The 26,114-nt window shown below is 62.2% G+C and carries 25 protein-coding genes and 1 tRNA gene; 11 read left to right on the forward strand and 15 right to left on the reverse strand.

All coding sequences use genetic code 11. From position 1 onward, the window contains the following. The first annotated feature begins 9 nt into the window (after positions 1-9). Positions 10-1,743 (forward strand): NADPH-dependent assimilatory sulfite reductase hemoprotein subunit, encoded by a 1,734-nt coding sequence (locus ACP15D_RS19020; RefSeq protein WP_424958979.1) that lies wholly within the window; start codon positions 10-12, stop codon positions 1,741-1,743. 85 nt (positions 1,744-1,828) lie between these two features. Here the strand turns inward: ACP15D_RS19020 and ACP15D_RS19025 are convergent, their stop codons facing one another. From ACP15D_RS19025 to ACP15D_RS19045, 5 genes are all read right to left on the reverse strand, one after another. Beyond that, complete coding sequence (locus tag ACP15D_RS19025) at positions 1,829-2,635, reverse strand: sulfite exporter TauE/SafE family protein (protein WP_424958980.1); 807 nt, start codon at positions 2,633-2,635, stop codon at positions 1,829-1,831. 89 nt (positions 2,636-2,724) lie between these two features. Continuing rightward, positions 2,725-3,468: a sulfite exporter TauE/SafE family protein gene (locus tag ACP15D_RS19030; protein ID WP_424958981.1), complete on the reverse strand. Its 744-nt coding sequence runs from the start codon at positions 3,466-3,468 to the stop codon at positions 2,725-2,727. 93 nt (positions 3,469-3,561) lie between these two features. Next, entirely contained in the window at positions 3,562-5,031 is a 1,470-nt protein-coding gene (locus ACP15D_RS19035) for a GTP-binding protein (protein ID WP_424958982.1), read from the reverse strand. Next, the gene (cysD, locus tag ACP15D_RS19040) at positions 5,031-5,936 is read right to left on the reverse strand and encodes a sulfate adenylyltransferase subunit CysD (RefSeq protein ID WP_424958983.1); all 906 of its coding nucleotides are present in this window, start codon (positions 5,934-5,936) and stop codon (positions 5,031-5,033) included. Before cysD ends, ACP15D_RS19035 begins: the two co-directional genes overlap by 1 nt. Beyond that, positions 5,933-6,646, reverse strand: a complete 714-nt coding sequence (locus tag ACP15D_RS19045; protein WP_424959279.1) for a phosphoadenylyl-sulfate reductase — start codon at positions 6,644-6,646, stop codon at positions 5,933-5,935. The genes cysD and ACP15D_RS19045 overlap by 4 nt, the downstream gene beginning before the upstream one ends. Positions 6,647-7,364: 718 nt before the next feature. Here ACP15D_RS19045 and ACP15D_RS19050 point away from each other — a divergent pair. The 5 genes from ACP15D_RS19050 (at position 7,365) to ACP15D_RS19070 (ending at position 9,534) form a co-directional block, all read left to right on the forward strand. Beyond that, positions 7,365-7,964, forward strand: a complete 600-nt coding sequence (locus ACP15D_RS19050) for a cold-shock protein (RefSeq protein ID WP_072376766.1) — start codon at positions 7,365-7,367, stop codon at positions 7,962-7,964. A gap of 8 nt (positions 7,965-7,972) precedes the next feature. Beyond that, a complete protein-coding gene (locus ACP15D_RS19055; protein ID WP_424958984.1) occupies positions 7,973-8,461 on the forward strand; it encodes a DUF192 domain-containing protein in 489 nt (162 codons plus the stop codon). 79 nt (positions 8,462-8,540) lie between these two features. Beyond that, a tRNA-Pro gene (locus tag ACP15D_RS19060) sits at positions 8,541-8,617 on the forward strand. A 45-nt stretch (positions 8,618-8,662) separates the two neighbouring features. After that, positions 8,663-8,968, forward strand: a complete 306-nt coding sequence (locus ACP15D_RS19065) for an ETC complex I subunit (protein WP_424958985.1) — start codon at positions 8,663-8,665, stop codon at positions 8,966-8,968. Positions 8,969-9,174: 206 nt separating this feature from the next. Continuing rightward, on the forward strand, positions 9,175-9,534 hold the full coding sequence (locus tag ACP15D_RS19070) for a DUF6481 family protein (RefSeq protein ID WP_424958987.1): 360 nt from the start codon (positions 9,175-9,177) through the stop codon (positions 9,532-9,534). A gap of 73 nt (positions 9,535-9,607) precedes the next feature. Here the strand turns inward: ACP15D_RS19070 and ACP15D_RS19075 are convergent, their stop codons facing one another. From ACP15D_RS19075 to ACP15D_RS19085, 3 genes are all read right to left on the reverse strand, one after another. Continuing rightward, positions 9,608-10,543, reverse strand: coding sequence for a GNAT family N-acetyltransferase (locus tag ACP15D_RS19075; protein ID WP_424958988.1), 936 nt, complete (start codon positions 10,541-10,543; stop codon positions 9,608-9,610). A 113-nt stretch (positions 10,544-10,656) separates the two neighbouring features. Further along, positions 10,657-11,376 carry a class I SAM-dependent methyltransferase gene (locus ACP15D_RS19080; protein ID WP_424958989.1) on the reverse strand — a complete coding sequence of 240 codons (720 nt, stop codon included), beginning with the start codon at positions 11,374-11,376 and terminating at the stop codon, positions 10,657-10,659. A gap of 284 nt (positions 11,377-11,660) precedes the next feature. Beyond that, positions 11,661-12,725, reverse strand: a complete 1,065-nt coding sequence (locus ACP15D_RS19085; RefSeq protein WP_424958990.1) for a glycosyltransferase — start codon at positions 12,723-12,725, stop codon at positions 11,661-11,663. Positions 12,726-12,995: 270 nt separating this feature from the next. Here ACP15D_RS19085 and ACP15D_RS19090 point away from each other — a divergent pair, with 270 nt between their 5' ends. The 3 genes from ACP15D_RS19090 to ACP15D_RS19100 are packed head-to-tail and all read left to right on the forward strand — an operon-like array spanning position 12,996 to position 16,352. Further along, positions 12,996-14,303 (forward strand): O-antigen ligase family protein, encoded by a 1,308-nt coding sequence (locus ACP15D_RS19090; protein ID WP_424958991.1) that lies wholly within the window; start codon positions 12,996-12,998, stop codon positions 14,301-14,303. Then, a complete protein-coding gene (locus tag ACP15D_RS19095) occupies positions 14,293-15,522 on the forward strand; it encodes a glucosyl transferase (RefSeq protein ID WP_424958992.1) in 1,230 nt (409 codons plus the stop codon). The genes ACP15D_RS19090 and ACP15D_RS19095 overlap by 11 nt, the downstream gene beginning before the upstream one ends. Then, the gene (locus tag ACP15D_RS19100) at positions 15,519-16,352 is read left to right on the forward strand and encodes a family 16 glycosylhydrolase (RefSeq protein WP_424958993.1); all 834 of its coding nucleotides are present in this window, start codon (positions 15,519-15,521) and stop codon (positions 16,350-16,352) included. The genes ACP15D_RS19095 and ACP15D_RS19100 overlap by 4 nt, the downstream gene beginning before the upstream one ends. A gap of 13 nt (positions 16,353-16,365) precedes the next feature. On the opposite strand, the gene ACP15D_RS19105 is transcribed toward ACP15D_RS19100, so the two are convergent. Then, complete coding sequence (locus ACP15D_RS19105; RefSeq protein WP_424958994.1) at positions 16,366-17,337, reverse strand: glycosyltransferase; 972 nt, start codon at positions 17,335-17,337, stop codon at positions 16,366-16,368. Next, entirely contained in the window at positions 17,334-18,302 is a 969-nt protein-coding gene (locus ACP15D_RS19110; protein WP_424958995.1) for a glycosyltransferase family 2 protein, read from the reverse strand. The genes ACP15D_RS19105 and ACP15D_RS19110 overlap by 4 nt, the downstream gene beginning before the upstream one ends. Before the next feature lie 267 nt (positions 18,303-18,569). On the opposite strand from ACP15D_RS19110, the gene ACP15D_RS19115 reads away from it, so the two are divergent. After that, entirely contained in the window at positions 18,570-19,541 is a 972-nt protein-coding gene (locus ACP15D_RS19115) for a glycosyltransferase family 2 protein (protein ID WP_424958996.1), read from the forward strand. Positions 19,542-19,593: 52 nt separating this feature from the next. On the opposite strand, the gene ACP15D_RS19120 is transcribed toward ACP15D_RS19115, so the two are convergent. After that, positions 19,594-21,069 carry a lipopolysaccharide biosynthesis protein gene (locus ACP15D_RS19120; RefSeq protein ID WP_424958997.1) on the reverse strand — a complete coding sequence of 492 codons (1,476 nt, stop codon included), beginning with the start codon at positions 21,067-21,069 and terminating at the stop codon, positions 19,594-19,596. Between the two features lie 73 nt (positions 21,070-21,142). After that, positions 21,143-22,252, reverse strand: coding sequence for a glycosyltransferase (locus tag ACP15D_RS19125; RefSeq protein ID WP_424958998.1), 1,110 nt, complete (start codon positions 22,250-22,252; stop codon positions 21,143-21,145). Positions 22,253-22,479: 227 nt separating this feature from the next. Between ACP15D_RS19125 and ACP15D_RS19130 the strand changes: the two genes are divergently transcribed. Beyond that, entirely contained in the window at positions 22,480-22,788 is a 309-nt protein-coding gene (locus ACP15D_RS19130; protein ID WP_424958999.1) for a hypothetical protein, read from the forward strand. Here ACP15D_RS19130 and ACP15D_RS19135 read toward each other — a convergent pair. The 3 genes from ACP15D_RS19135 to ACP15D_RS19145 form a co-directional block, all read right to left on the reverse strand. Further along, positions 22,766-23,788 carry a glycosyltransferase family 2 protein gene (locus tag ACP15D_RS19135; protein ID WP_424959000.1) on the reverse strand — a complete coding sequence of 341 codons (1,023 nt, stop codon included), beginning with the start codon at positions 23,786-23,788 and terminating at the stop codon, positions 22,766-22,768. The genes ACP15D_RS19130 and ACP15D_RS19135 overlap by 23 nt on opposite strands. A 127-nt stretch (positions 23,789-23,915) precedes the next feature. Continuing rightward, a complete protein-coding gene (locus ACP15D_RS19140; protein WP_424959280.1) occupies positions 23,916-24,623 on the reverse strand; it encodes a sugar transferase in 708 nt (235 codons plus the stop codon). 398 nt (positions 24,624-25,021) lie between these two features. Further along, a complete protein-coding gene (locus ACP15D_RS19145) occupies positions 25,022-25,804 on the reverse strand; it encodes a LuxR C-terminal-related transcriptional regulator (RefSeq protein WP_424959001.1) in 783 nt (260 codons plus the stop codon). Positions 25,805-26,114: the final 310 nt, after the last annotated feature.

Raw genomic sequence — 26,114 nt, forward strand, 5'->3', positions numbered from 1 at the left:
GACACGACAATGAGCGAAGACAAGCGCGCCAAGAACGAACTCATCAAGGAGAGCAGCCACCAGCTGCGCGGCACCATCGCGCAGGGACTGGCCGACGTCTCCACCGGTGCCATCTCCGAGGATGACAGCCAGCTCACCAAGTTCCACGGCACCTACCTGCAGGACGACCGCGACGTGCGCGGCGAGCGCGCCAAGAAGAAGCTGGAAAAGGCTTACAGCTTCATGATCCGCGTGCGCCTGCCGGGCGGCGTCACGACGTCGAAGCAGTGGCTGCAGCTCGACGCCATCGCCGGCACCTACGCAAACCACGCACTGCGCCTGACGACGCGTCAGACGTTCCAGTTCCACGGCGTCATCAAGACGAACATGAAGCGCACGATGCAGGCCATCAACGCCGCCGTGCTCGACACGCTCGCCGCCTGCGGTGATGTCAACCGCAATGTGCTGGCGACCGGCAACCCCAATCTGTCGAAGGTTCACGCTGCCGCGCATCAGCTCGCCGTAGACGTCAGCGAGCACCTGCTGCCGAAGACCGGTGCCTATCACGAGATATGGCTCGACGGTGAGCAGGTCTCCGACGCGTCGCGCCCAGCGAAGACGGACGAGGAGCCGATCTACGGCAAGCACTACCTGCCGCGCAAGTTCAAGATCGTGATCGCCGTGCCGCCGTCCAACGACGTCGACATCTACGCGCACGACCTCGGCTACATCGCCATCACCGACGATAAGGGCAAGCTCGTCGGCTGGAACATCACCGTCGGCGGCGGCATGGGCATGACCCACGGCGACCCCGACACGTTCCCGCGCACCGCTGACCTTTTCGGATTCTGCACCACCGAGCAGGCCGTCGACGTGGCGGAGAAGATCGTCACCGTGCAGCGTGACTGGGGCAACCGCGAGAACCGCAAGCGCGCGCGCCTCAAGTATACGATTGAGGATCGTGGCCTCGACAATTTCCGCGCCGAGGTGGAAAAGCGCCTTGGCTACAAGCTCGGCGAGCCGCGCCCGTTCGAATTCACCTCGACCGGCGATGTGATCGGCTGGCAGCAGGGTGCCGACAAGAAGTGGCACCTGACACTGTTCGTCGAGAACGGCCGCATCAAGGATAAGCCCGGCTGGCGCTTGCGCACCGCGCTGCGCGAGATCGCGGAGATTCACCCCGGCGGCTTCCTCGTCACCGCCAATCAGAACGTGATCATTTCCAACATCACGGCCAAGACCAAGCCGAAGATCGAAGCCCTGCTCGCCGAGCATGGTATCGTCATCGGCTCCGACTTTTCGGGTCTGCGCCGCAACAGCATGGCTTGCGTCGCGCTGCCGACGTGCGGCCTGGCGCTGGCCGAGAGCGAGCGCTTCCTGCCGGAACTCGTCACCGCGCTCGAAGAGTCGCTCGAGAAGGCCGGACTGCGCGACGACGACATCGTCATCCGCATGACCGGCTGCCCCAACGGCTGCGCGCGGCCCTATCTTGCCGAGATCGGCCTCGTCGGGCGCAACCCGGGGCTCTACAACCTGTATCTGGGCGCAGCGTTCAACGGCGATCGCCTGAACAAGCTCTACGCCGAGGACATCGACAAGGATCGCATCATCGGTCTGCTCGATCCGATCTTCGCGCGCTACGCCAAGGAGCGTGAGGACGGCGAGCACTTTGGCGACTTCGTCATCCGCGCCGGCTACGTGAAGGCGACCACCGCGGGCAACCGCTTCCACGCAGACCTCGACCTCGTGAAGACTGCCAGCTAGCGCGGCGGTAGGCAGTCAGGATTGGCATCGGCGGAGGGAGTAAATCTCCACTGCCGACTGCCCAGTGCCTCACTGCCCAACCAGCTTAATGGCGAAGCGGATTGATCAGCGCGAACGCCGCCCAGAACAGCACCAGCGCCAGCGTCACCCGCAACACCCAGTCGGGCACCATGCCTGTAATGCGCGAGCCGAGCGCGATGCCGGGCACCGATCCGACCAATAGCAGCCCCAAGATCGGTAGATCGACGTTGCCCATGCCGAAGTGGCTCGCCCCCGCGAGGAACGTGAGCGGGATCGCATGTACGATGTCCGTGCCGATGAGGCGCCGCGCCGAGAGCGAGTGATAAAGCATTGTCAGCGCGACGACGCCGATGGCACCCGCACCGACCGAGGTCAGCGCCACCAGCACTCCGAGAACGAAGCCCAGCACCAATGTGGGTAGCTTGCGAACGTGTCCGGCTTCATCGTCGTCGGGCGTGCGCATCGCATAGCGTTTCAGCGCCGGATATGCCGCAACGCACAGCGCGCTTATGACCAAGGCGAAGGCCAGCACCTTGCGGATTACTGCCGCGAGAATGTGGATGTCCGGCTCGACGAGATAGATCCACGCCAGAATGATCGTGGCGCCCGGAAGGCTGCCTGTCGCCAGCCAACGCACGATCGGCCAATGCACATTGCCGAGCGCATGATGCCGCCACGCTGCGCTTGCCTTGGTGATCGAGGCGAACAGCAGATCGGTTCCGACGGCGAGCACCGGCGAAATTCCGATTCCGGAGATGAGGAAGGGCGTCATCAGCGAGCCGGCCCCAACGCCGGTAAGACCGACGAGAAAGCCGACTGTAAAGCCGCCGATGATGACCAGGGGCCAGGCGCCCGCGTGTAGTAATTCCATATGCCAGGCTCGCGTAACGTTCGAGGGCGCGTCGGGCGACCTTATCCGTTATCTTAGATGGTTCAACCAGGGAAGTGAGGCGGGGAGCCTCACGTGAGGGACATGACGATGGTTCTGAGGCTCAGGATCACGATGACACTTCCGACGAGCGCCATCAGCACTTTGTCAGGCAGCTTCTTCGTCGCCAGGGCGGCGAACGGCGCGGCAATGATCCCGCCTATGATCAAGCCCGCAATGATCGGCCAAAGCTCGAGGCCTATGGTGAAGACGAAGGTAGCCGAGATCGTGAGGGTAACAAAGAACTCCGCGAGATTGACTGAGCCGATGGCGTAGCGCGGTGTCGTTCCCTGACCGATCAATGTTGTTGTGACGATTGGCCCCCAGCCGCCGCCGCCGAGCGAGTCGAGCAGGCCGCCGATGAAGCCCAGCGGTGCCACGCGCGAAGGCGCCGCGCCGTCCGGCTGCCGCTTGTTGATAGCACGCCAGACGATGTAGAGGCCCATCAGCAGCAGATAAGCGCTGATGAATGGCTTCACCTTCTCGCCGTCGAGATTAGTGAGCAGATAGGCGCCGATCGCGCCGCCGACCATGCCCGGCACCGCAAGCCGGACCAACAGCTTGCGATCGACATTGCCGAGCTTCCAGTGCGAGACGCCCGAGACGAACGTCGTGAAGGTCTCGGCTGCGTGTACGCACGCGCTGGTCGTTACTGGCGGAACCCCGACGCTCAGCAGAACCGACGACGACGTCACGCCGTATGCCATGCCGATGGCGCCATCAACCATCTGCGCGGCAAAGCCGATCGCAACAAACAACAGAAGCTCTTCCCACATCGTGTCGGTTCGCTTGCTCCGCTCTAGGCTCCGCAATAGCGGACACGCAAGTCGCGCCAGGGAGTTGTCATCCCCTGGCTCGCCGCGATGAGGTCAGATCTCGATTTTCACCGGGATGCCGGCAGCGTGCAGCAGCAGCGCTGTCTCGTTGGCGCGCCGCTGAAACTCCCGGCGATCATCGTCGCTATTGCTGAGGTCGCGGCACAGGCCACGTTCGAGCAATTCGCGCGTCAACCGGAACGCGGTCGCGTTGTCGGCTTCTCCGCGGCTGGCCGAAGTGATCACTCCGCCCGCCACCGATGCGCCCGTCAGCGCATCGACAATGAGGAAGATGCCGGTGGCCTGATTGTCCGCGAAGGCATCCACCGCAACAGGACGCCCGAGCGTGATGGTCGTATTGGCGATATCGTTGACGCCACAGTGCTCCGCCGGGCGCACCGCCAGCGTCTCGAGGTCCAGCAGCGAGTTGATCGCGATGGTCGATATCGGCGCGAGGTCCGTCGATGTGCGCAGGAAATAGCCGTTGCCGGGATCGAACGGCGTCTCCCAGAGCCACACGATCCGCGCATCGATATGCGCGGCGACGGTCGGCAGCTTGTCGGCAGCCGAAAGCACGGCTCCGCGCGCCACGTCGATGTCGGTGTCGAGCTGCAGCGCGACTGCCTGCCCCTGCTTCGCCACCTCAAGGTCGCGCCCCATGGTGGCGATGCGCAGCACGTGCGCGCTCTGTCCGCTCAGCGCATCGGTGATGCGGTCGCCGACACTGATGAAGCCGGAGGCAACGGTGCCGGCGAGACCGCGGAAATCAACGCCATCGCGCAGAACAGTCTGCACCGGCATGCGGAAGGCACCGCGCACGGTGACGTCGCGCGAAGGGATGCGCTCCAGGTGCTCGAGCAAGTGTGGCCCTGTGTACCAGGGCATGTGCTCGGACATGCGCGCGACGTTATCGCCGCCGACTGCAGACACCGGGATGGCAATGGCTTCGCGGAATCCGAACCGCAGCGTCAGCTCGCGGAAGTCGTTCTCGATCGAGCGGAACTGCTCTTGAGACCAGTCCACGAGATCCATCTTGTTGACGGCGAGGATCACGCGCTTCACGCCGACGATATCGAGGATCGCCGCGTGGCGGCGCGTCTGCCGCTTCACGCCGTGGCGAGCATCAACCAGCATGATCGCGACGTCGGCGTGCGAGGCGCCCGACGCCATGTTGCGCGTGTATTGCTCATGACCTGGGCTGTCGATGACGACGAAGCGCCGTGTTGACGTGTCGAAGTAGCGCCAGGCGATGTCGATGGTGATGCCTTGCTCCCGCTCGGCAACGAGACCGTCGAGCAGCAGCGAGAAGTCAGGGTGCGCACCGCCCGTCGCCGCGTTCGACGATTTGTTGATCGTCTCGCGCTGGTCGTCGTAGAGGTCCGACGCGTCCCACAGTAAGCGGCCGATCAGCGTCGACTTGCCGTCGTCGACCGATCCGCAGGTCAGCAGATGCAGGATGCCGTTGAGCTCCTGGTTGAAAGCGGGCGCCAGATCTTCGCGCCGGATTGCCGTTACCGCCGTCATCAGAAGTAACCTTCCTGCTTCTTGCGCTCCATGGCGCCGACTTGGTCGTGATCGATGAGACGCCCCTGCCGCTCGGACGTGCGCGCGCCAAGTGTTTCCTCCACGACCGCCTCGATGTCGTCCGCGGTCGAAGGAACGGCCGCAGTCAGCGGCCAGCAGCCGAGCGTACGGAAGCGTACGCTCTTCATCTGCGGAGTTTCGCCCGGCTGCAGCGGCAGACGATCGTCGTCGAGCACGAGAAGCTGCCCATTGCGCACGATCGTCGGCCGCTTCGCCGCGAAGTACAGCGGTACCACGTCGAGGTTCTCGCGCAGGATGTAGCGCCACACGTCGCGCTCGGTCCAATTGGAGAGCGGGAACACGCGCACTGTCTCGCCCGGACCCAGCCGCCCATTCAACAGGTTCCACATTTCTGGCCGCTGGCGACGCGGATCCCAGCGGTGGCCCGGCGAGCGGAACGAGAACACACGCTCCTTGGCGCGCGAGCTTTCTTCATCGCGACGCGCGCCGCCGAACGCTGCATCGAAGCCGTACTTGTCCAGCGCCTGCTTCAACGGCTGCGTCTTCATCACGTCCGTATATACGGACGGCGAATAGTCGTACGGATTGATTCCGCGCTTGATGCCGTCTTCGTTGGTATGAACAATGAGATTGAGACCGAACTCGCGCACTGTCTTGTCGCGGAAATCGATCATGTCGCGGAACTTCCACGTCGTATCGATGTGCAGCAGCGGGAAGGGCGGCTTCTGCGGCCAGAACGCCTTGCGCGCTAAATGCAGCAGGACAGTCGAATCCTTGCCGATGGAGTACATCAGCACCGGACGGCGAAACTGCGCGGCAGCCTCGCGGAAAATATGGATCGCCTCTGCTTCGAGCAGGTCGAGATGCGAGAACGGAGCTGTCACGCAGCGGCCTCCTTCTGGTGGGGCCTGTTGTGCAGGCCGCACTCCTTACCGTCTTCGTTTTCCCACCACCAACGCCCCGCGCGAATATCCTCGCCCGGCTTCACAGCGCGTGTGCACGGCTGGCAGCCTATGGAGGGAAAACCGCGAGCGTGCAGCGGGTTCACCGGCACGTTGTTGGCGGAAATATAAGTCTCGAGCCTCTCGAGGCTCCAATCTGCCAAGGGGTTCAGCTTGACGAGCCCGTCATCGCTGTCCCATGCGGCAAATGGAACATGTGCACGCCCGGTGGATTGTTCGCGACGCAGGCCGGTTACCCAGCCCGCGGCCCCCGCGAGAGCGCGCTTCAGGGGACGCACTTTGCGGACATCGCAGCATGACTTGCGGTTGGCAACATCAAGGCGGAAGCCATAGATGCCGTCCCGAGCCACCAGCTCCTCCACCTCGCGCGCGTCCGGGAACATGACGCGCACCTTGATCCCGTAGCGATTCTCGCTTTCCTCAAGCGTCTCTAGAGTCTCCGGGAAGTGCCTGCCCGTATCAAGCGTAAATACATCGATCGGCGCTCCGCTCGTTGCAATGCCGTGGAGAACCGCCTGATCCTCGATCCCGAGGCTGGTCGAGAACGTCGTTCGCCCGTCCACGCAGCGCGCAATCTCGATGAGGCGTTCCTCCAGCGAATCGAGCGCGCCAAGCCGCCTGTCGAGGGCCATCGCCTCGGCAATCGGGTCCTTCTTCGCGGCTGCAGCAGAGGCTTGAGTGCCCCTGGCGCCGGTCGCAGACTGTGCGCCGCCGCGCGCATGGGAGTTCGTAGGCATCAGAGATCCCTTCGGTGAGGCCCTGAAAATAGGCGAAACCGAATTCTACTTAAAGCGTATCCGGGAAATAAAAATAGTATCACATTCCGGCGGTCGGCTTGTGGGGGAAATTTTTCCCAATCCACGCCTTCATGGAACGCCTTGGCGACAACGGGGAGGGCAACCCGTCGCAACTCTAGTGTCTACAGCGCTTGAACGCCAGTCGGGCATTAGTCCCGAGAACGCCCCCAAGGTCCCGGGACATGCAGCCGGAGGCAAGCGCTCGCGCGAATCAGTGTGTAGGCAATACGAATCTCCGGCGCCGCAAATTGGCGTCGCAGATTTATCGCAGTGGCCGTGGTCGCATTGTTCCAGATGAAAATGTGGGGACGAAATATAACCTAAAAAAAGCCAGCAAATTCAATGCACTAATTTGTGTGTTTTCATGTGGACATCTGCGTGACATTCCCGCCTCGGACGGCTTCTCGAAACGTTGCCTCTGGTAGCGTGGTTAACAAATGGTATTCTCCGCTCAGCTTCGAGACGGGGCCGCCGACGAAGAGGGCTCTTACGTCGGTCCGGCACCGCTCTGAGCAGCAAAAAGCAAACGTTGAGCAAGTAGCGGGGTACCACAATGGGGGATTCCTCAAAGCGTCCGGATTTTCCGCAGTTCGATCCGTCCCTGGACATGACGCGGGAACGGGCCGAGGAAGCCGGCATCGAGGTTTTCGAGGTCGTCGGTTCGATTAAATGGTTTGACGCATCAAAGGGTTACGGCTTCATTGTCCCTGACAACGGACTGGCCGATATTCTCCTGCACGTCACCTGTCTCAGGGCAGGCGGTTATCAGACGGCCTACGAGGGAGCCCGTGTCCACGCCGAGGTGCTGCGCCGCCCCAAGGGAATGCAGGCCTTCCGCATTCTCAGCATGGACGAAAGCACCGCGATCCATCCTTCTCAGCTTCCGCAGCGGACGCACGTTATCGTCACGCCGGAGAGCGACTGGGAGCGGGCCATGGTGAAATGGTTCAACCGGGTGCGCGGCTTCGGCTTCTTGACGCGCGGCGAGGGAACGCCTGACATATTCGTCCACATGGAGACGCTGCGGCGCTTCGGCTTCACCGAGCTGCGTCCCGGACAGATGGTCATGGTTCGCTGGGGTCACGGCTGTAAGGGCTGCATGGCCGCCGAACTGAGACCGGATGGACAGCCGGGGCTGCCGCCAACGCACTGATAGGCGCAATGGCAGAATTACGAATTCTTGGCGGGGCTGCCCAATGGGCGGCCCTGCTTTTTGTCGGCATGCTGATGCTTTCGGCAGTCGCCGTCGAAGCGAAAATGCGCATCGAGCAACTGGCCATCGTCACCGCCGACGGTCACGAAGTGCCGATCGATGCCGAGATCGCTATCGACCCCAAGGAAAAAGCCATGGGTTTGATGTTCCGCACCGAGCTCGCGGACCATCAGGGCATGCTGTTTCCCTACGATGAGACGAAGGAACTGAGCATGTGGATGCACAACACGTACATCCCGCTCGATATGCTCTTCATCCGTCCGGACGGGGTGATTCACCGAATCGAGATCCAGGCCGAGCCGCTATCCGACCGCGTCATCAATTCCGAGGGGCCTGTATCGGCCGTCTTGGAACTGCCCGGTGGTGCGGCCGCCCGCCTCGGGATCAAGCCGGGTGACCGTGTTCGACATCGCCTCTTCACGGCAGGTAAGCACTAGCGTTCACCACCGTCGTCTATGTCGGATAGGACGCGTTTACTCGCGGCTCATCATCGCGTAGAAACCGCGGATCGTCGTTCGGGGCGTAGCTCAGCCTGGTAGAGCACCTGCTTTGGGAGCAGGGGGTCGCGAGTTCGAATCCCGCCGCCCCGACCAAGACGATACGGAGCAAGGCATCCCCCGATTGGGAGCGAGAGGATCATGGTTGCGCGCATCTTCAAGCCTGCGAAGACTGCCATGCAGTCTGGCGAAGGCCGCACGCAGGAGTGGGTGCTGGAGTTTGCGCCCGCCAGCCCGCGCGAGATCGAGCCGCTGATGGGCTGGACCGGCACGCGCGACATGAAGGCCGAGGTTCACCTCGCGTTCGACACCAAAGAAGAAGCCATTGCCTACGCCGAGCGCGAGGGCATTCCTTATCGGGTGTACGAGCCGTCCCCGCGCAAGATGATCCGCAAGTCGTACGCCGACAACTTCAAGTTCGGCCGCATCGGACGCTGGACCCACTGAGGCGATACGGCCAGAACGCGATAGCGGTGCTGACACGGGCATTGGCCTGCCCATTGCGCCTGAGCCCCGCGAAATTTTGGACGAGCTCTCAGCGCCCAAGGCGGTGAGGCGCAAGAGCCGTCATTGACGGAAGAGCCGGTGCGCGACGCAGGCTAGATGCCTATCTGCAATAGCAACCCTAAGCATACCCGTATGATTGGAGTGAGATGAAGTCGTCGAAGACCCCATCCTTGAGCGATCGTCTGGCCGCATCCGCCAAGGCAAAGAAAGCGGCGTTGGAGCGATTCCGGGCTCAGCCAGCGGCAGACGATCCAGCCATTGTCGAGAAGAGGGCGGCGCGCCAGGCGGCTGCCGAAGCCCGCCAATTGCGCGCCGATGAGCGTCGTGCGCAGGCGCTCCGCGATGAAGAGATCGCCCGAGCTGCTGCTTCAGCGGCGCGCGAGTCGGAGATCCGGGAACGCGAAGCGCGCCAGCAACGCGAGAGCGAGGAGCAGGTCGCACTGGAGGCGGAGCGCAAGATCGCTCGCGATATGCGTTATGCGGCTCGCAAAGCTCGCAAGGCGTGAGCGCCGGCGCAGGCTTCGAGAAGCAGTTTGGGCGAAAGTGATGCGCGCTTTTGTTGCCGGCCCCCGTGCTCACCTAGAGCGGGGTTCCAGCAAAGCGCCCGATAGCGCCATAGTCCGCAATATGCATCGCGGAGATCAGCATCCAGGTGCAAGACCGGCCCGCGAGCGCGCGCACGGTCGAAGCAACCTTGCGCATGTACTGCACGCGCAGCGGCGCAACGACGACGCGGCTGCGCGTCCCATCTTCGGGCGCCCATTTCTTCTTGTAGTCGGCCTTGCCCCCCAGATCGAATGTCTTCAGCGCGCGCGCTGCCCCGACCTCGAATGCAAGATCGATGATTCGCACGCCGAGCCCATTCGCGCGATACTGGGGCTCGTGATAGATGACGCCCGCAACGAGATCGCCCTCGTGCACGAAATTGGATGAACCGCCGACCAGCTGGCCATTGTCGAACACGCTGATCGAAATATGCTTGCCGCGCTTCTCTAAGTCTTCGGCAACTTCGATCCGCTCGTCCAGCTCGACGCGGCTCGCTTCATCGCCGTCCCCACCCCACTTCTGGCTCCATTGCCGAATGGTCCAAGCGGCCGCCCCGGGATGATTGATCGCGACCGTAAAGCCTTTGCAGCGGTTGCGCATGTTGCGGATCGTTCGCAGGTAGCCGGTTTCGCGCCAGAACTTCTCGGGATCGCCGTCAAGACGCAAGCGGTAGGTCGGGCTCGTCTCGACAGAGCGTACGCCCCGGCCGCTAGGCGGCTCCATCCCTGTGCGCCACCACGCGATCGGTATCTCGAGCGAAATGCTTCTCAGAGCCGGGCACACGTGCTTGGGCTCGACAGGGAACGCAGGGCCGGGAGCGTGCCAATTCGCAATCGGCTCCCAGACATATCGGCTGCGTTGACGAAGTCCCGCCAGCATCACCGGAACGCCGCGGTGCCTTACAAGGGCGATGCGGCGGCGTCCGTCGTCGGGTCGTTTGAGCAATTGGCGATACAGACTGTGCGGCATGCACTCGCGCTCTGGCAACGCGGCGAGGCATTCATCCAACTGAGGTGACCATTCATCGTGCCAGGAAACGGCATAAGCGTTCAGCACCGGGTAACGCGCTCCCGAAAAAAATGTCAGGCGCCCTTGGCGTAGACGGCAATATTGCGCCCAGGACCGAAGAATGCGTGCTCTTTGATCAATGAGTAATGGAAGACGTCCGTGAGCAATCGCCGAGCTTGCGGGTTGGCATAAAGGAGCCAGAGCCGGCGCGGATGCTCGCTGAGCGATTTGTCGAGCTTGTCGAGAAACAGCTTTAGGAATGCTTCATCGAACGGGTTGTTGAGGAAGATGATGTTCTGGTCGGGCTCGATCGGAGCTTCTATTGCATCCGCCGCAACAACTCTGATGTCGGCGGCGCGGCCGTGCGCGCGCTCGAAGGCGGTGACGTTTCGCTCGGCAATAGCCGACAGCGGAGCTGAGATCTCGATGCCGACCACGCGGCTGATGGGCTTGTGCCGGCTTGCCAGAAGCAGGGCCTTGCCCTTTCCGCTGCCGATATCAACGAAGGTGCTGCCGGCGGGGAAATCGTGTGCTCTGAGGACGCTGCTGAGATGGGCTTCGTTGACCGCCTGATATCCAGTGGCGTGCAGCGCTCCCTCGCCCGTGAGACCCATGTTTGCGGCAGCAGTCTTGCCGCGCGTGTCGGTCCCATGTCGCAGGTCGAACAGCAGTGCCTCGGTGCGGTTGTATGAGATACCGATCGCGCGTCTCGCCCGAGAAGCAATCCGGCGAACACGATCGACAAGTGCTAAGGCGGGTGGGGGGATCTGAAGAGTTGTGAAATTCTGCGTCACGCAAACACGCCTTCCATGTTCAGTGGTGTCCCAACGACAACCATATGAGGCGAGGGTCTAGAAGTAAGCGACAAGGCACCGCAACGGTAGCTGACGCGACGATCTCATCGGCTCACGTGACAGACAAGTCCGGACAATGAGGTAGGGCGGGCGGACGCCGCGGCGGGCGACGCCCTCCAAGCACTGCCGCAGCGTAGCAAGGCCCGGTTGAATGCAAGGCGAAGCTTCAGGTCGGTGTCGCTTCGTCCTTGCAGAGCGCCCTAAGTCGAAAGGCGTAATCCGCATTAAGACCGTCCCGGCATCATAGAGAAATAGGCCTCGCGATAGATCTGTGCCGATTTTTCGAGCGACAGCCGCCGGCGCACGAAGCCGCGCGGGTCGAGCGACTGGCGTCGTGCCAGGAAGCGGTCCAGTGCCGGGGCGAAGTCCGCAGCTCGGGCAAAGCGCTCCCCGCACTCGGGCGAGAAGAAGGGGACGGATGATGCAGCTGGCGGCCGTTCGCCGAACCGTTGCCACAAGGGATCGAGCCAGTAGCCGTTGTCCCATGCGAGGATCGGTACACCCGACGCCAATGCCTCCTGATAGGCGAGCCCTTGTGTCTCGTGCTCACACAGGAAGATCATACCGCGCGCCTCAGCCAGCATCTGCCGGTAGGTCTCGTGATCGTGGAACTTATAACGCAGAACTTTGTAGGTGAGTTGGCGCGCATCGAGCGCCCGGCAAATCGGTTCGATCAACGTGGATTGCAGCTCGTCGTGATCCCAGCGGATCTTGTCGTAGATGAGAAAGTCGAACTGCTTCTCGCGCTTGGTGAGGTCGGGCCATTCGGCTACGTCGATCCCCGCGAACCACTTGACGCAACGCTCGCCGTAGTAGGGAAAAAAGACGTCGTAGGTCCAGTCGGCAAGAACGAGATATTTCCTGAAGCGCGGGTCATCGAGAAGCTTCGGGGCGAGCCCCGGATGATCGTACAGCGAGGGGCCAAGGAGAGCGGGATTGCGCAGCTGCCAATCCTTGAGGATCTGCAGGCATCCGACAACGCCCACCGGATAGTCTGGGTTCGCCTTCGCGAAGCGATAATCGTTGACGCGCACGCGGCAGCCCGACGCCTTGAGCGCCCGGCACAGCAACTCGAACGAGACGGCAAAGCCGGTCTTCTTCTGTCGCGCATGCAGGAGATTGTATGCGGGCCTCAGCAACCGCTTCAGGTATCGGTCTCCGGGAATGAACTTGTCGGCTTCGTATTCGCGATAGAAGAGCAGCACTAAGGGATGCTGCGCGGCGTTGGATGTATTCATGAACACCGAAGGGGGAGCTTTGAGGTAATGCCGTTCGTAGCACCGGCACATCGCGCGTTCCTCCAGCCGCCACACTTCAAGGTTAACTGATCGCCAGCCGCATGGATCGAAAGGCTTAGCCGCGAGGTTCGATGCCCCGGCATAGCCATTCCCGGTAAGGTAAACCGGAAAGACGCTGGAGTACCGACAACGGCGAGGTGCCTCCGCCGGGCTTCCAGGCCTACAATTTGCATTCCCTGAAACACTCCCGGGATGGATCCAGATTTGATCCGATCGAAGCGGTGGCCGCCGGTCGCGCGCAAGGAGGACAAAGGAAAGCAAATGCGCGGCAGCGTGGCGTCCTATCCGATCTTCCCGGCACCTGGTGCCGTGCTCGGCAGGCCCTTGCCGTTGTCCACGCTGCGCATCACGAAGGGGACGATCACCGACCTCGCGTGGATTCTGTTCATTATTGGCGCAGGTTCGGCCGCAAGGCCTTTAGGCGTGCAGAACGTCGAGCGCTACTTCTGGCTCGCCGCCGATCTCATCGTCGTCCTGTTCCTCCTGCACGACTACCGTCCGCTGCTGACGATGTCGCTCAAGAACAAGCTGCTGATGACATGGCCAGCCATCGCGACGTTGTCTGCATTATGGTCGTACAATCCCGGCATTAGCCTTTATCAAGGTCTGCAGCTCTTCATGACGACGATGGTCGGCTTCCTGTTTTGCAGCCAGATCGACCGTAAGCGCATTCCGCGCATCTTGTTCCTGGGGCTGCTGGTGTGCCTGCTCAGCTCAGTCGCGTTCAAGTTTGTGAATCCGCGCGAAGCCTATGACGGAAACGGCGCGTTCCAGGGTGTGTTCACGCACAAGAACGTGCTGGGCAGCATGATGACGCTGCTCATATTCACCAGCACCTGTCTCTTCTTTGCCCATTGGCGCCCGTTGCTGACGCTAACCGCGGCGGCGGCGGCGGCGATCGTGCTCGTGATGACGAAGTCCGGCACGGCCCTCATCATGGCCGTGCTCACTCTGATGCCGATCATGCTCGCGTTTCTTGTCCGTCGCGGTCCCCGCACCCTCAGCGCAGGCGTTGGCGCCATCATCGTGATTTCCGTGCTCGCGTGTACGGTCATCGTCTTCGCGCAGATCGATGTTTTCGGCCTCGCACTGGCGAGCGTCGGCAAGGACGCCACGCTCACCGGGCGCACGATCCTTTGGGGCTTCGGCGCCGACGCCTTCCTCGAGCATCCGTGGCTCGGCTTCGGCTACAAAGGCTATTGGGAGAGCACGCAGTCGACCGTGTTCTACCTGCGCTATGTAATTGGCCAGGACTTGTGGTTCTTCCACAATAACTTCATCGAGATGGCCGTCGCGTTCGGCTTCATGGGCCCCGTTCTGCTCATCGCCGGCATCCTTCAGGGGTATGGGCGCACGCTGCGCGTCTTCCTGCGCGACCACGACTACATCTCGCTTTGGTATGTGCTGTTCATGGTCTGCGTCACCATCGACTCGTTCGTCGAATACCCGCTCTTCCTCAATCACGGGCTCTATCAGTTCCTCTTCGTCGCCGTCGTGGCAAGCTCGGGGGCGGCGCTTTCCGATCGCAAGCGCACGCGCCGGCACCAGGGGGGACGCAATGACGTCTGAAGGGCAAAGCAGCGCAATGTCGCAGCAACTCGCCATCGCCTTCTTTGGCCACGACTGGAACGAAAGCACCGTGATCAAGCGCGCCAACGCCTTCATGGCGCATGGAGCGAAAGTCACCGGCTTCATGTTCCATCGGGTGCGGCGGAGGGCAACCGCACAACCGAAGTGGAACAACATCGACCTCGGCGAAACGCACGATCGCAGCTATGCGCAACGTCTGCCGCGCCTGCTGCGCGGTTTGGTCCGAGCCGTGCGCCACTGGCCAGAACTGCGTAGCGCGCAAGTCTTTTATGCGCGCAACATCGATATGCTGTTCATCGCGGTGATGGCCAAGACGCTGACTCGATCGCCGGCCATCGTCGTTTATGAGGCGCTGGACGTACAACCTGTGTTCGTTGGCAACCGGCCGATCAACCGGCTGTTCCGCTGGGCCGAGCGCCGCTTGCTGGCGGCGTGCAATCTGGTGGTCGTAAGCGCACCAGATCACATGACCGAGTACTTCCAGCGTATCCAAGGATATCGCGGCGACTGGCGCCTACTGGAGAACAAGGTCGCGGACGATCCAGCGCTTTCACCGGCGACCGGGATTGTGCAGAAGCCGGCGGCAGCGCCACCATGGGTTATCGGCTTCTTCGGTGTCCTGCGCTGCGTGCGCAGCCTGGAGATATTGCAGCATCTCGCCGCGAAGCTCCCCGACAGAGTCGTGATCCATCTGCGCGGCCAGGTTTCGGAGACCGACATCCCGCGAAAGCGCCTCGAAGAGCTGACTGCACGCTATCCCAACATCGTCTTCCACGGGCCGTACTCCAACCCGCACGACCTCGCCGGCATATACGGCCAGATCCATTTCGCATGGGCCATCGACTACATCGCCGCCGAGTCCAACTCGCGTTGGAGCCTGTTGAATCGCTTCTACGAGGGTGGCCTGTTCGCCGCTGTTCCATTGGGGCGCGCCGGCACCGCAACGGGCCGTTTAATGCAGGAGCGCGGCTTCGGTCGCACCTTCGATGAGCCGCTGGAAGACAACCTCGTCGACTTCTTCCGCTCGCTGGACCTGGAAACTTACGCTGCCATGCGCGCGCGGCTCAGCGCCGCCCCCCGCGCCATGTTCGTTGATGAGACCGACACCCGCGATCTGCTTCGCGCCTTGCAAGCCAGATCGAATAACAAGCAAGCAATAAGCAGCCGCGCCGCAGCTGCCATGGAGCCCCGCGTATGAGTATCCAGTTCGCCGCCTCTCGGGTTTCGCATCTCGTTACGATGCTTGCTCTGGCGGGATCATGCCTGCCGCTGCTGTCGGCACCGAGCGTGGCGGCCGAGGTGGGCAAATCTTTCGTCGATACGTTCGAGAGCTTCGACCGAACGCGCTGGTACATTTCGCATGGCTGGTCGAATGGCGCGCATCAAAGCTGCGCCTGGTTCAACCGCAACGTAAAGCTGCTTTCGAGCAAGGAGGTGATGCTGTCGCTCACCGACGAGACGCTTGCCGACCACAAATATACCTGTGCCGAGATTCAGACCGTCGAAAAGTACGGCTACGGCACTTACGAGGTGCGCATGCGCCCGGCCAAGGCCTCGGGAACGGTCAGCGCGTTCTTCACTTACGTCGGCGCCAGCTCTGACGGCAAAGGGCAGGACGAGATCGACATCGAGTTCCTTGGCAAGGACACGCGCACCGTCCAATTGAACTACTTCGTCGACGGTGACGGCAATCATGCGAAGGTCGAGCAGTTGGGCTTCGATGCCAGCACCCGCGTCGAGAGCTACGCTTATGAGTGGCTTCGAGATGGCATTCGCTGGTTCATCAACGGCAAGCTCGTGCACGAGGTCAAAGCCGAGCCGGGCAAGCCGATGCCCAAGCGCCCCGGCAAGATCTTCATAAGCTTGTGGAGCGGCGCGGGGGCGGAGACCGAAAACTGGCTGGGCCCGTTCAAATACTCGGGAACGGCGCTGACCGCGGTTTACGATCGCATTGCCTTTACCGCTGCCGGGGAGCCCTGCCAGTTCGAAGGCTCAGTCGTCTGCGGCTACGAGAAGAAGGCCCCCTGACCGATTGCCAGCTTCAGCGGTAGGTCTGCACCGCATACTCGCGATAGCGAGAGCCGAACACGCTGGCAACGAGGCCGGCGCCGCGGCATAGGGTGTAGAAGCTGGCAACAAACGCCTCGGGCCGTCCGGATACACTCATCACCGCGCCCTTGACCACGCGCAGGCCACCAAGGCCAATGCGAGCAATCCCACGCGCGAGATTGTACAGCCGGCCGTGCGTGCTCGCCGGATCGAAGTGCGCGAGCTCGGCCTCGATCGCGCCCGTGCGATACCAGCGGCGCCACAGCCACTGCGCCGTCATGCGGTAACCCGGCACGACCTCGTGCACCACGGCGTCCTCTGCCCACGCGATGCGCCCGCCATTGGCGATCAGGTTCTTGAAGAACACGGTGTCTTCGCCTCCGGTCTCGTTGAAGCGCGCTTCGAAGACCAACCCGCCCCGTTCGATCGCCGACATGTCGACGATGCAATTGCAGGTGTAACCGTCGTTGACGAGCCCGGCGGTCGGTGCGCGGCGCGTGACGAAAGCCGTGAGCGGCAGCCACGACGCCGGCGGTGCGACGAACAGCGGATAGACGGGGCCGATCGCAGCCGCAGCTTGCATCGATAGCAGGCTGTCGAACAGGTTCTGCAGCCACTCCAGATGCGGCAGTTCATCGTCATCGATAAAGGCGATATGCGTTGCCCCGCGTGCGCGCGCCATGGAAACGGCCGCATTGCGAGCAAACGCCAGCCCTTTGCGCGCCTCGTGATGATACACGAGATGGAAGCGCCCGCCTTCGTTGTAAGCCGAGCAGATGGCCTTGGCGCTGCCGGACGCGCTGTTGTCGATAACGGCGAGGAAGACACTTATGTCGGACAGTGCCTTCAGACGCTGCTTGCCGAGAACCGCGAGCAGGGCACTTAGGCCGGCATCGCGATTGTAGGTGCAGATTGCGATCGCAACCCGCGGTCCCTGTGGTGTCAATTGCCGTTCTAGGTTCATGCGAGCCGCCTCACGCGCTTTGCCATCGCCTCCAAACCGAAGCGAATGACGAGTGGCCACGCGTCCGGGGTCAGCAGCATCGAGCTCATCGCTTTCCCCACCTGGTGGCTTTTCAGTTGATCGACGAATTGTGTGAAGGAGCGCGCCCGCTCCAGCGCCCGAACGTAAACCTGCGAGATCGAGGTCAGCTGCTTGCTGCCCAACGCACTCTGCTCGATGCCGCAGTCCTCGTGCGCCTTGAGCAGCTGATCAATGTGCTCGGCGCGCAGGCGGAAAGACTGCGAGCCATCGCGCACGCGGTATTTATAGAAGCTCTCCGACGTCACGACGAAGCGCCCGCCCGCCTGAAGGCAGGCAAGGCATATGTGATAGTCCTCGCCGATGGGCAGGTCGTTGCGATAACGGATCGCGTTGGCGGTCATGAAGGCGGTGCGAAACAACGGCTTCACTGCGCGAAAGTCGAGGTTCGGGCGCCCGTAGATGATGTTGCCGCTGATGAATGAGGCGGCATCCACGAAGAAAGTATACGGCGCCGCGGCGCGCGGGATCATCGTGGCGCCGCTCTCGTCGCCCTCGACGCGAAAGCGCTGGAAGTTGTCCGCAACCACATCGGCGCCCGTCGCGTCCGCAAGGTCGAGGAGCGCGCGGCAGCGATCAGGAGTGATCAAGTCGTCGCCATCGAGGATGGCGAGCCAGGGCGCTGAGGCCGCGGCAATGGCTGCCTGGCGGGCGATCGACGGTCCTCCGGCGCTTGTGCGTCGAATGAGAATGACGCGCGGATCGGTCGCCGCCATCGCAGCCACGATTTCGGCGGTGTCATCGCTCGAGGCATCATCGACGACAATGACCTCCACATTCACGTCGCGCTGATCCAGCGCAGACCGCAGTGCGGCGGCGATGTACGGCCCCACGTTTTGCGCGGCTACGATGACGGACACATCGGGCGTCTTGCTGTGGTCGGCCATCGCTTGCGCGGACACCATTTCTACGCGGGAAACCAGATCGAGAGAACGAAAGCATAGTGGCTGGGAGGCGAGTGCCAGCGGCGCGATAATCCAGAAACTTGCTCCCAGCGGCCAGCGCTACTTCTTGCTAACGCGGAGCGGCGCCAGCGGCGAGCCGATAATGCAAAAGGCGTAAATTGCGCAGGCGCGAGTGGGGCATCATTATTGCTTGGGAAGTTCAGGCGGCAAGCGTAGTGCTGAATTAACCCCATTCGTTAAGGTCTGAAGATGCATTCCCCAGCCCAGCCACCGGTCGGCGTCATTACGCCCGTCTACAACGGTGCGAGATTCATCGCCGATGCGCTGGATGCGGTGCAGGCACAGACCTATCCCAATCTGACGCACTTCGTTCTCGATAATGCCAGCACCGATGCAACGCCGCAGATCCTTGCTGCATACGAGGCCAGCCGCGTACCCCTGATGCAGCACCGCAATGCCGAGCTGCTTCCCATCGCCGAAAACTGGAACGCGGCCGTACAACACGGCCTTGGCGGTGCGGTATACTTCCGCTTTCTGTGCGCCGACGACACGCTCCCTCCCGACGCCATTGAGAAAATGGTGGCGCTGGCCGAGGCCGATCCCGCCGTTAGCGTCGTCGCCTGTCAAAGGAGCACGGACGCTGGCGTGGAGTCCCTCGGGTGGGACCCCGCGCGCGTCGTCTATGACGGAAAGGAAGCGCTCCGCTCGTGTTTCCTTGGAGATACCGGGCTCGCGCCGCCGCACTTTCTATATAGAAGTCGCGCCGCCGCAACGCGGCAGCCCTTCTTCGACGAGAGCATCCTCGCCTTCGACACGGACGCCGGCTTCCGCCTGCTCGCTGAGCCGGGTGCAAAGTTGGGCTTCGTGCATGAGCCGCTGGGGCACACGACGCGCCACGACAGCAGCGTGACCGAGCGGGAAGTGCATGTGAAGCACACGGACTTCCTCGACTGGTACGTGCTGGTCCAAAGATACGCCGCGGGCGTGCTGTCGGGCGAGGAGATGGCCGACTACATGCGCGCTTTCCGGCGCCACTACTTCGGTCGCATGCTGGCATGGCGTTTCGCTGATCGCAACGCGCTTGCCTACGACTGGCATATCCAGGAGCTGCAAGCGCGCGGGGCAGTGCCGACCCTCGGCGACTTCGGCGACGCGCTGCTGGACTACGGGCTGCGCAAGATCGGCATGCGCACCCGCTGGGACCACTATCCCCAAGGTTGAGAGCGGCCCCGGCTGCCACGGCCGATTACAGCCGCGACTCGCTTTTTGCTTCTCAGGGCTTGCTCTGCTGACGCTTCATGCGCCATGCGCTGATGACATCGGCAGCCGCGTCGCTTGCCCGGCGCAGCTCCCCTAGCAGCGGATGCTGCACCAGGGACAATCCCAGCAGCCAACCACCAACCGCAATCGCGAGGCAGCCGATCGCAATCGGCACCGGAACCGCGAAGCCATGACCCTCCACCGCCATGACCAGCACGGGCCCGATGATGGTCGTCATGGTGACGATCACGTTGCCTCCCACCGCGTTGGCCAGTTCGCGCCAGCCGAAGGGAATGACCGTTCGCACGTAGAAAAGGCTGACCATCAGATAGAACGGTATGGTGATGAGCATGCTGAGTGCTACCGCCTCGAGGCCATGCATCGCCGCCAGCGACATCACCGCGACGGTTATGGGTACCGAGACCGCGTTCACCATCAGTGACCGCCTGACGCTCCCTGTCGCAATGAGAACGGAATTGACCAACCCCGTGGGCAGCGAGACGAGTCGCGCCACGGACAGGATCTGCACGATGGGTACGGTGGCCATCCACCTCTCGCCCAACAGCACCAGAACGACCGGATGGGCAAACAGTGCAAGTAGGGCCAGCGCCGGCCACTGGAGCACTGTGACGTAGTCGAGAATGCTGAAGAGCGTCTTTCTCAGGTCCTCGCCCTTGCGCGCCAGATCCGACAGCAGCGGCAGCGTGATCGGCGCGATGCCGGAGAACAGGATGCGCGAGGGCAGATACGAAAGCATCGTTGCGCGCTGAAACAGGCCCACGGCTTCGGCATTCAGCATCCGGCCGAATATCAAGTACGGCAGGTCGTGGCCGATCGCGTAGAGGATGTTCGAGGCGGTGTCCGTGGTGCCGAAGGCGACCACGCTGCGCCAGCTGCTCAGCGACGGCCGGAAGATAGAAAAATCGGGTCTAAAATAGACTGTCAGAGCAGCGAGCGAGACGGCGGAAGCCAGCGACGACCAGGCAAAGCTCATGTAGCTGAAACCCTGCCAGGCGAGCCAGACGGCAACCGCAGCACCGATGAGGGCGGAGGCAAGGCCCGCAAATGTCGTTGCACCAAACCGCAATTCACGGCGCAAAAGCGCATTCGTTGGAGCGATGAATGGCCCCAGCAGGAAACTGAATGCGACGACATGCAGATAGTTCTTCAGTCCCGCGACTTCGTAGAAATCGGCGACAGCGCCGGCGAGAGCGAAGACCAGCAGCGACACGACGAGCGAGATGAGGAAGGTGATGGTGAATGCGCTGCGCGTTTTATCGAGTGTCAGCTCTTTATGCTGAACAAGATAGTTGTTCACGCTGAGCTCGCGGATCATTTCGGCAATCGCCAGAAACGACGAGCCGAGCACGGTTACACCCATCTCCGCTGGCCCGAGCAGGCGAGAAAGAATGACCGTCGTCAACAGTGTCAGTACGATGTTTATGTAGCGCTCGGACGTCGTCAAAAAGAGCGCGCGCCTTATGGCCATTCGTCGTGCCTCTGGATGCTAGGGCTGGCCGGGGAGTGGCGCGGCCCGCATGTGGGTGGTAGCCTTCATCGTGCTATGCAAGCGCTGGTTGCCGCTGCTGTATCGTCTGATGCGGCCGACTGGATTTGCCCGCGACAGCCTCGAGCACCGAGTAGACGGCATCAACTTGCTGGTTGCAGTTCAGTTCAGGGCGGTCGGCATAGGCGATTGCCGCTTGCGACATGCTTGTCCAATACGCCTCGTCGTTCCAAAGGCGCCGGACTGCCTCGCACCACACCTGCACAGGCGCCTCCGGGTCGAGCAGCACGCCGCCGGGCCCGACCGATTCAGGCAGGCCACCGCGGTTGCTGGCAACGACAGGTATCCCAGAGAAGTGTGCTTCCGCCACTACGCGTCCGAAAGCCTCCTCCCACCGGCTCGGAACCAGAAGGACGCGCGTGTCGCGGTAGATGTCTTTCATGTGTTGAGTGCGCGGCTTCAAGGTCACGTTGGGCAAATCAGCGAGCTTTTGAAGCAGGTCGCGGCGCATATCGGCGCCCAGCGTCCAGCACTCCGAGAACACGAACGGGATCTCGGAGCACTGGCGGGCGATTTCGAGCGCCAGTGCGCTGCCCTTGTGCGGATGCGGATTGATAAAGGTCACGTTTCGGCGCGCCAGCGGCGTTTCGTATCTGCTGCGATCGAGCAGGGGATGGATGACGGTTGACGTGAGACCATGGCGCGCGCCGAACGTGCGTGAGGTGAAGTGCGAGTTGGCGATGTAGCGCACACCGGACAGATCGCGCAAAGAACCGCCGAGGTCGTCTTCTTCCACGTTGCGCAGGTAGATCACCACCGGAAGACCGAGCTGCTGGCCTGCCTTGCCCATCCGCGCTGGGAGCCCCGACTGCGCGAAGAGAACGTCTGGCTTGAAGCTGTCCACCGCGTCCGCCAGCGTCTCCCACGCGAACCAGGACCGGTAAACGGGATAGCCGAGCGAGTGGTCGCTTATGACACGCCGCCGAAGAAGCTTCATCAGTGCCCGATTACGATACGCGAGCAGGCCCGAGGCGCTCAGTCCGCACACAACGCCGACGTCGTGCCCGCGTTCACGGAACGCGCAGGCAAGCTCGTGCGTACTGGTCTGCGCACCGCCGGCAATTTGCGGGATATATGGATGTGCGGTTGCGAGAAGTATCCGCATCTTTGGGGCCTCGAATATGGGTCACTGGGCGGTGCAAAAACTAGACACGTATGAGCTTTGCAAAATCGGTGCCCGGGAAATTAGGCGGCGGCCGGCACCTTTATAAGCTGCCCTTAAGGTGTACAGCGGCCCGCCCGGCAACCGCCTTTACGCCGCATTTACCAAACACCACTCATCGTTGCGGGAAGTTGCGGGGATTTGATCGCGGGCATCGGTGAGGAAGAACCATGTTGTGGTCTATCGCCGCCGCGGGGGGTGTGGGCATCCTCCTCGGGCTCAAGTTCCGCATCGCGTCCGTCATTGCCGCCTCGCTCGGCCTTGCCATCGTGGTCGCCACAATTGCCGCGATCCGGCATTGGGAGCCTGTTGCTGCCCTTAAGGTTGGCTCCGTTTCGCTCCTGTCTTTGCAGCTCGCCTACCTATTAGGGCTGATGCTCTCGGGCCTCTATCACCGCGCTGGCGGCACCAAGCCGCGGCGGCACTCGGACATCCGCCCCGCTTTGGACGCTGACTCTACCGGGCGCGGCCTGCATTGAGCTGCGGAATCCCAAGAAGGCGCACGCCACGCGCAACCTCCGGAAGGCGCGGCCACCCGACCAGCGCTCCCAGCTTCGCCGACACCGTCTCCCCGACGATGTAGGGAATGCAGAGCGGGTGCCGCGCCACGATGCCGAGCCCCGCCAGCATGCCGTGGGTGCGTTTCACTTCGAGCGCCTTGGCATAGACCGCGCGCTTCATCGTTGCAGAATGATGGGCCTTCAGTGCGCGGCGCTCGGCAATTGTCAGCGATGTGCTTCCAAGGCGCTCGGCATCGAATGCAGCAAGCCTGAGTAGATCGTCTGCGGAATGGCATGACGAAAGCGACTGATCGCGCTCAATTGCGACATAACCGCAGGCGGGCGTAATGAAGAAGCGCGCGCCCGCCATGAGTGCGCGGAAATAGAGAGCGTAGTCCTCACCGAGACGAATCTGTCCATCGTAACGAAGTCCGTTCTCGCGCAAGAAGCCGGAGCGGAAAATGGGCTTCAGGAAGCCGAGTTCACCGCGCGGCCGGCTGCGCTGGCAGATGTTGCCCAGCACAAACGTTTCGAGATCCAGCATCAGCCGGTCGCCGCCATCACTCAGCGGCGCAATAGAAATGTCCTGATGCTTGAGCGGCTCAGGGACGATGAGGATGTCGTCAGCAACCATGTCCCAATCTTCGCCCGCACTGGCGAGCAACTTGCCGATGCGGCCAGGCAGGAAAAAGTCGTCGGCATCGAGCACCGCGACATAGGGTGAGGTCGAGGCCTGAAGTCCGCGGTTGCGCGCCTCGGCCGGGCCGTGGTTTCGCTCGAGCGTGATCACCTTAAGTCGGCCGCTTGCATCGTCCGCCGCGCCCGCGGCCGCAACTGTCCCATCCTGGGAGGCGTCGTCGACAACGATGACCTCTGCGACCTGCGGCTCGCCGAGCGCTGACGCCACTGCCTGGCCAATGGTGGCCTCGGCGTTCATTGCCGCTATGATGACGCTAACGCAGGTACTTCCGCCTGACATCTTAACCCTTTGACCTGGAGGCTGAGCCTGGCGCCGTCGGCTCCAGCTCTGACCCGCCTCGCATTCGGGAGTTTTCTGCAAGACGTGTGCCGGTCCACGCGTTCAGTCCACGCAGTCCGCCGGAGTTCTAAGCAGTGTCTTCAAACCGCAGCAGGGCGGGAATTGTCCGCATCAGGATCACGAGATCCAGCTTCATCGACCAGCGGCGCACGTAGAGGGCGTCGAGCCTTACGCGGCTGGCGTAGGAGAGGGTGTTACGCCCGCTGATCTGCCAAATTCCCGTCAATCCCGGCCGCACCGAAAGATATTCGTTCAGATAGGCACCGTAGGGCGCGAGTTCCTCCTTCACCACCGGCCGTGGCCCGACGCAGCTCATGTCCCCTTTCAGCACATTGATGAGCTGCGGCAGCTCATCGATGCTGGAGCGCCGCAACAGGTTTCCGAGCGCGGTGACGCGCGGATCGCGCCGCAGCTTGCGGGTCTGGCGCCACTCGTCTGCGCTCGTCGGACACGATGCGAGGTGCCGGTTCAAAACTGCCGCGGCGTCATTCACCATGGTGCGGAACTTGAGACAGGCGAACACCTGTCCATTCTCGCCGACGCGCGAATGCCCATAGAAAACAGGTGCGCCCATGCTCAAGCGGATCGCAGCCGCGACCACCAACATGAGCGGCGAAAGCAGAACGAGAGATGTCACCGCTATGGCGATATCGAGCGCGCGCTTGCTCAGCGCAGCGAGACGGCTGCGCGACGGCGGACCCGGCGTCGCATTGTCTGCGGCACTGCCCGTGATGCTGTCTGCGATAGTGAGGATGCTCTGCGTGCGCCCCAACATCACCGACCAAACGAATGGCGGCACGGCTGCAGTCGTCGAATCCTCGGTCGTGGTGTCGACCGCGTAGGCGATCAAACTGCCCGCGCCGTCCCCTGGGCCGGCAACAGCCATGCACAGTTCGCCGTCGTCGATGTGATCATAGCAAGCCCCCGGCAGAAGCGTGTGCCACCCCGCATCATTCCCGTCGCTGGAATGCTCCTGCCCCATGCCCCGCGCTACTGCACTCGTGTCCCGCTCATTACGAAAGCACTGCGACCTTCGCGCGCGCGAAGCTGCGAGCCAAGCCGGGCAAAAGTGGTACGAAGCATGTGGTGGAAAGCTTTGAACGAACGAATTGAACTCATCTTCACGTGGCAGAATGGAGCAAGCCGCAACCCGCTCCATTCATTGGCTATCGCCTATAAATCACCGGCTTCGCAGGCGACTTTATTGCCGTTGACGAGCTGATTGATGATGTAGGCAACCTCGGTGCGGTTGCGCGCCTTGAGTCGCTTCATGATGTTCCGCACGTGTACCTTTACGGTGCTCTCGCGCATATTCAGCTCATACGCGATGATCTTGTTTGCCTTGCCGCGACGCAGCGCTTCGACAACCGCAGCCTGCCGAGCGGTGAACAAGCCCTGCACTGTAGTTCGGCGTTCCTCGACGACTGGCGCGGCATCGACCGTTGCTGCCGAGCCGGGACCGACAACGCAGTTGGCGGGAAGAAACTGACCGCCGGCCCGCACGAGGCGCAGTGCCTCGACGGCCACATCCAGCGACATGCTCGTCGAGATGTAGCCACGCGACCCGGCCTTGAGGGCGTCGACGACCTGTTGCAACTCCTCAACGTCCGAGAGAACGACGACTGCCGTGCCGCCGAATGCCTGGGTCGCCCGTTCGACGAGTTGCTGGTTGTCGTCGCTCTGCGAGCTGCCGATGACGCTGAGCAATACGACCCGCGGATCGATGCTCGGGGCGTACTTCAGTCCCTCCTCGACCGTCGCCACGGCGACCACATCGAAACCGGAGGCCCAAGTCAGGCAGCGAGAAAGCAGATCCCGAATGAGGGGCCGCTTCTCGATGATGATGGCAGTCGTGGATTGCTGAGCTTGGCCATCGTGGCGTGTGCCAAGTGCCGAAGTATGCACGCTTTGATTGAAATTACTGCGAGTATCGATGTCGCGCAAAACCTTTGACATGAGCGACAGTCCCCAATCTGAGTATATAAAAAGCTCAATCACTTAAGAGCTTCAGCTTAATGCGCAGTACACGGCATGGTAAATAGCACGTTGTTGCAGCGCAATTTTTTTTAGTCGATTGGGGTCGGGTCGCATACCCCTAATGACTAGGGTTCCTTAATGAAGCGTAGCGCTGTGGCTTTGCGGCAAGGGCCATGAACCCCTGACGGCCTGTCCAAATGGCGTAGGCGCCACAACCCCATAGCCCATCGAGCTGTTGCGAAATGTCCGGGCAGGGCGGATTCATGAGTAAGTGAGGGGACCACGGCCC

This window comes from Hyphomicrobium sp. 1Nfss2.1, assembly GCF_965243865.1.
Lineage (GTDB): Bacteria > Pseudomonadota > Alphaproteobacteria > Rhizobiales > Hyphomicrobiaceae > Hyphomicrobium_A.

What these genes read in the sequence shown, in the direction of transcription:
- ACP15D_RS19020 (WP_424958979.1), top strand. Translation starts at nt 10, where the DNA reads ATGAGCGAAGACAAGCGCGCCAAGAACGAACTCATCAAGGAGAGCAGC.
- ACP15D_RS19025 (WP_424958980.1), bottom strand. Translation starts at nt 2,635, where the DNA reads ATGGAATTACTACACGCGGGCGCCTGGCCCCTGGTCATCATCGGCGGC.
- ACP15D_RS19030 (WP_424958981.1), bottom strand. Translation starts at nt 3,468, where the DNA reads ATGTGGGAAGAGCTTCTGTTGTTTGTTGCGATCGGCTTTGCCGCGCAG.
- ACP15D_RS19035 (WP_424958982.1), bottom strand. Translation starts at nt 5,031, where the DNA reads ATGACGGCGGTAACGGCAATCCGGCGCGAAGATCTGGCGCCCGCTTTC.
- ACP15D_RS19045 (WP_424959279.1), bottom strand. Translation starts at nt 6,646, where the DNA reads ATGGCCCTCGACAGGCGGCTTGGCGCGCTCGATTCGCTGGAGGAACGC.
- ACP15D_RS19050 (WP_072376766.1), top strand. Translation starts at nt 7,365, where the DNA reads ATGGGGGATTCCTCAAAGCGTCCGGATTTTCCGCAGTTCGATCCGTCC.
- ACP15D_RS19055 (WP_424958984.1), top strand. Translation starts at nt 7,973, where the DNA reads ATGGCAGAATTACGAATTCTTGGCGGGGCTGCCCAATGGGCGGCCCTG.
- ACP15D_RS19065 (WP_424958985.1), top strand. Translation starts at nt 8,663, where the DNA reads ATGGTTGCGCGCATCTTCAAGCCTGCGAAGACTGCCATGCAGTCTGGC.
- ACP15D_RS19070 (WP_424958987.1), top strand. Translation starts at nt 9,175, where the DNA reads ATGAAGTCGTCGAAGACCCCATCCTTGAGCGATCGTCTGGCCGCATCC.
- ACP15D_RS19075 (WP_424958988.1), bottom strand. Translation starts at nt 10,543, where the DNA reads ATGCCGCACAGTCTGTATCGCCAATTGCTCAAACGACCCGACGACGGA.
- ACP15D_RS19085 (WP_424958990.1), bottom strand. Translation starts at nt 12,725, where the DNA reads ATGTGCCGGTGCTACGAACGGCATTACCTCAAAGCTCCCCCTTCGGTG.
- ACP15D_RS19090 (WP_424958991.1), top strand. Translation starts at nt 12,996, where the DNA reads ATGCGCGGCAGCGTGGCGTCCTATCCGATCTTCCCGGCACCTGGTGCC.
- ACP15D_RS19095 (WP_424958992.1), top strand. Translation starts at nt 14,293, where the DNA reads ATGACGTCTGAAGGGCAAAGCAGCGCAATGTCGCAGCAACTCGCCATC.
- ACP15D_RS19100 (WP_424958993.1), top strand. Translation starts at nt 15,519, where the DNA reads ATGAGTATCCAGTTCGCCGCCTCTCGGGTTTCGCATCTCGTTACGATG.
- ACP15D_RS19105 (WP_424958994.1), bottom strand. Translation starts at nt 17,337, where the DNA reads ATGAACCTAGAACGGCAATTGACACCACAGGGACCGCGGGTTGCGATC.
- ACP15D_RS19110 (WP_424958995.1), bottom strand. Translation starts at nt 18,302, where the DNA reads ATGGCCGACCACAGCAAGACGCCCGATGTGTCCGTCATCGTAGCCGCG.
- ACP15D_RS19115 (WP_424958996.1), top strand. Translation starts at nt 18,570, where the DNA reads ATGCATTCCCCAGCCCAGCCACCGGTCGGCGTCATTACGCCCGTCTAC.
- ACP15D_RS19120 (WP_424958997.1), bottom strand. Translation starts at nt 21,069, where the DNA reads ATGGCCATAAGGCGCGCGCTCTTTTTGACGACGTCCGAGCGCTACATA.
- ACP15D_RS19125 (WP_424958998.1), bottom strand. Translation starts at nt 22,252, where the DNA reads ATGCGGATACTTCTCGCAACCGCACATCCATATATCCCGCAAATTGCC.
- ACP15D_RS19130 (WP_424958999.1), top strand. Translation starts at nt 22,480, where the DNA reads ATGTTGTGGTCTATCGCCGCCGCGGGGGGTGTGGGCATCCTCCTCGGG.
- ACP15D_RS19135 (WP_424959000.1), bottom strand. Translation starts at nt 23,788, where the DNA reads ATGTCAGGCGGAAGTACCTGCGTTAGCGTCATCATAGCGGCAATGAAC.
- ACP15D_RS19140 (WP_424959280.1), bottom strand. Translation starts at nt 24,623, where the DNA reads ATGTTGGGGCGCACGCAGAGCATCCTCACTATCGCAGACAGCATCACG.
- ACP15D_RS19145 (WP_424959001.1), bottom strand. Translation starts at nt 25,804, where the DNA reads ATGTCAAAGGTTTTGCGCGACATCGATACTCGCAGTAATTTCAATCAA.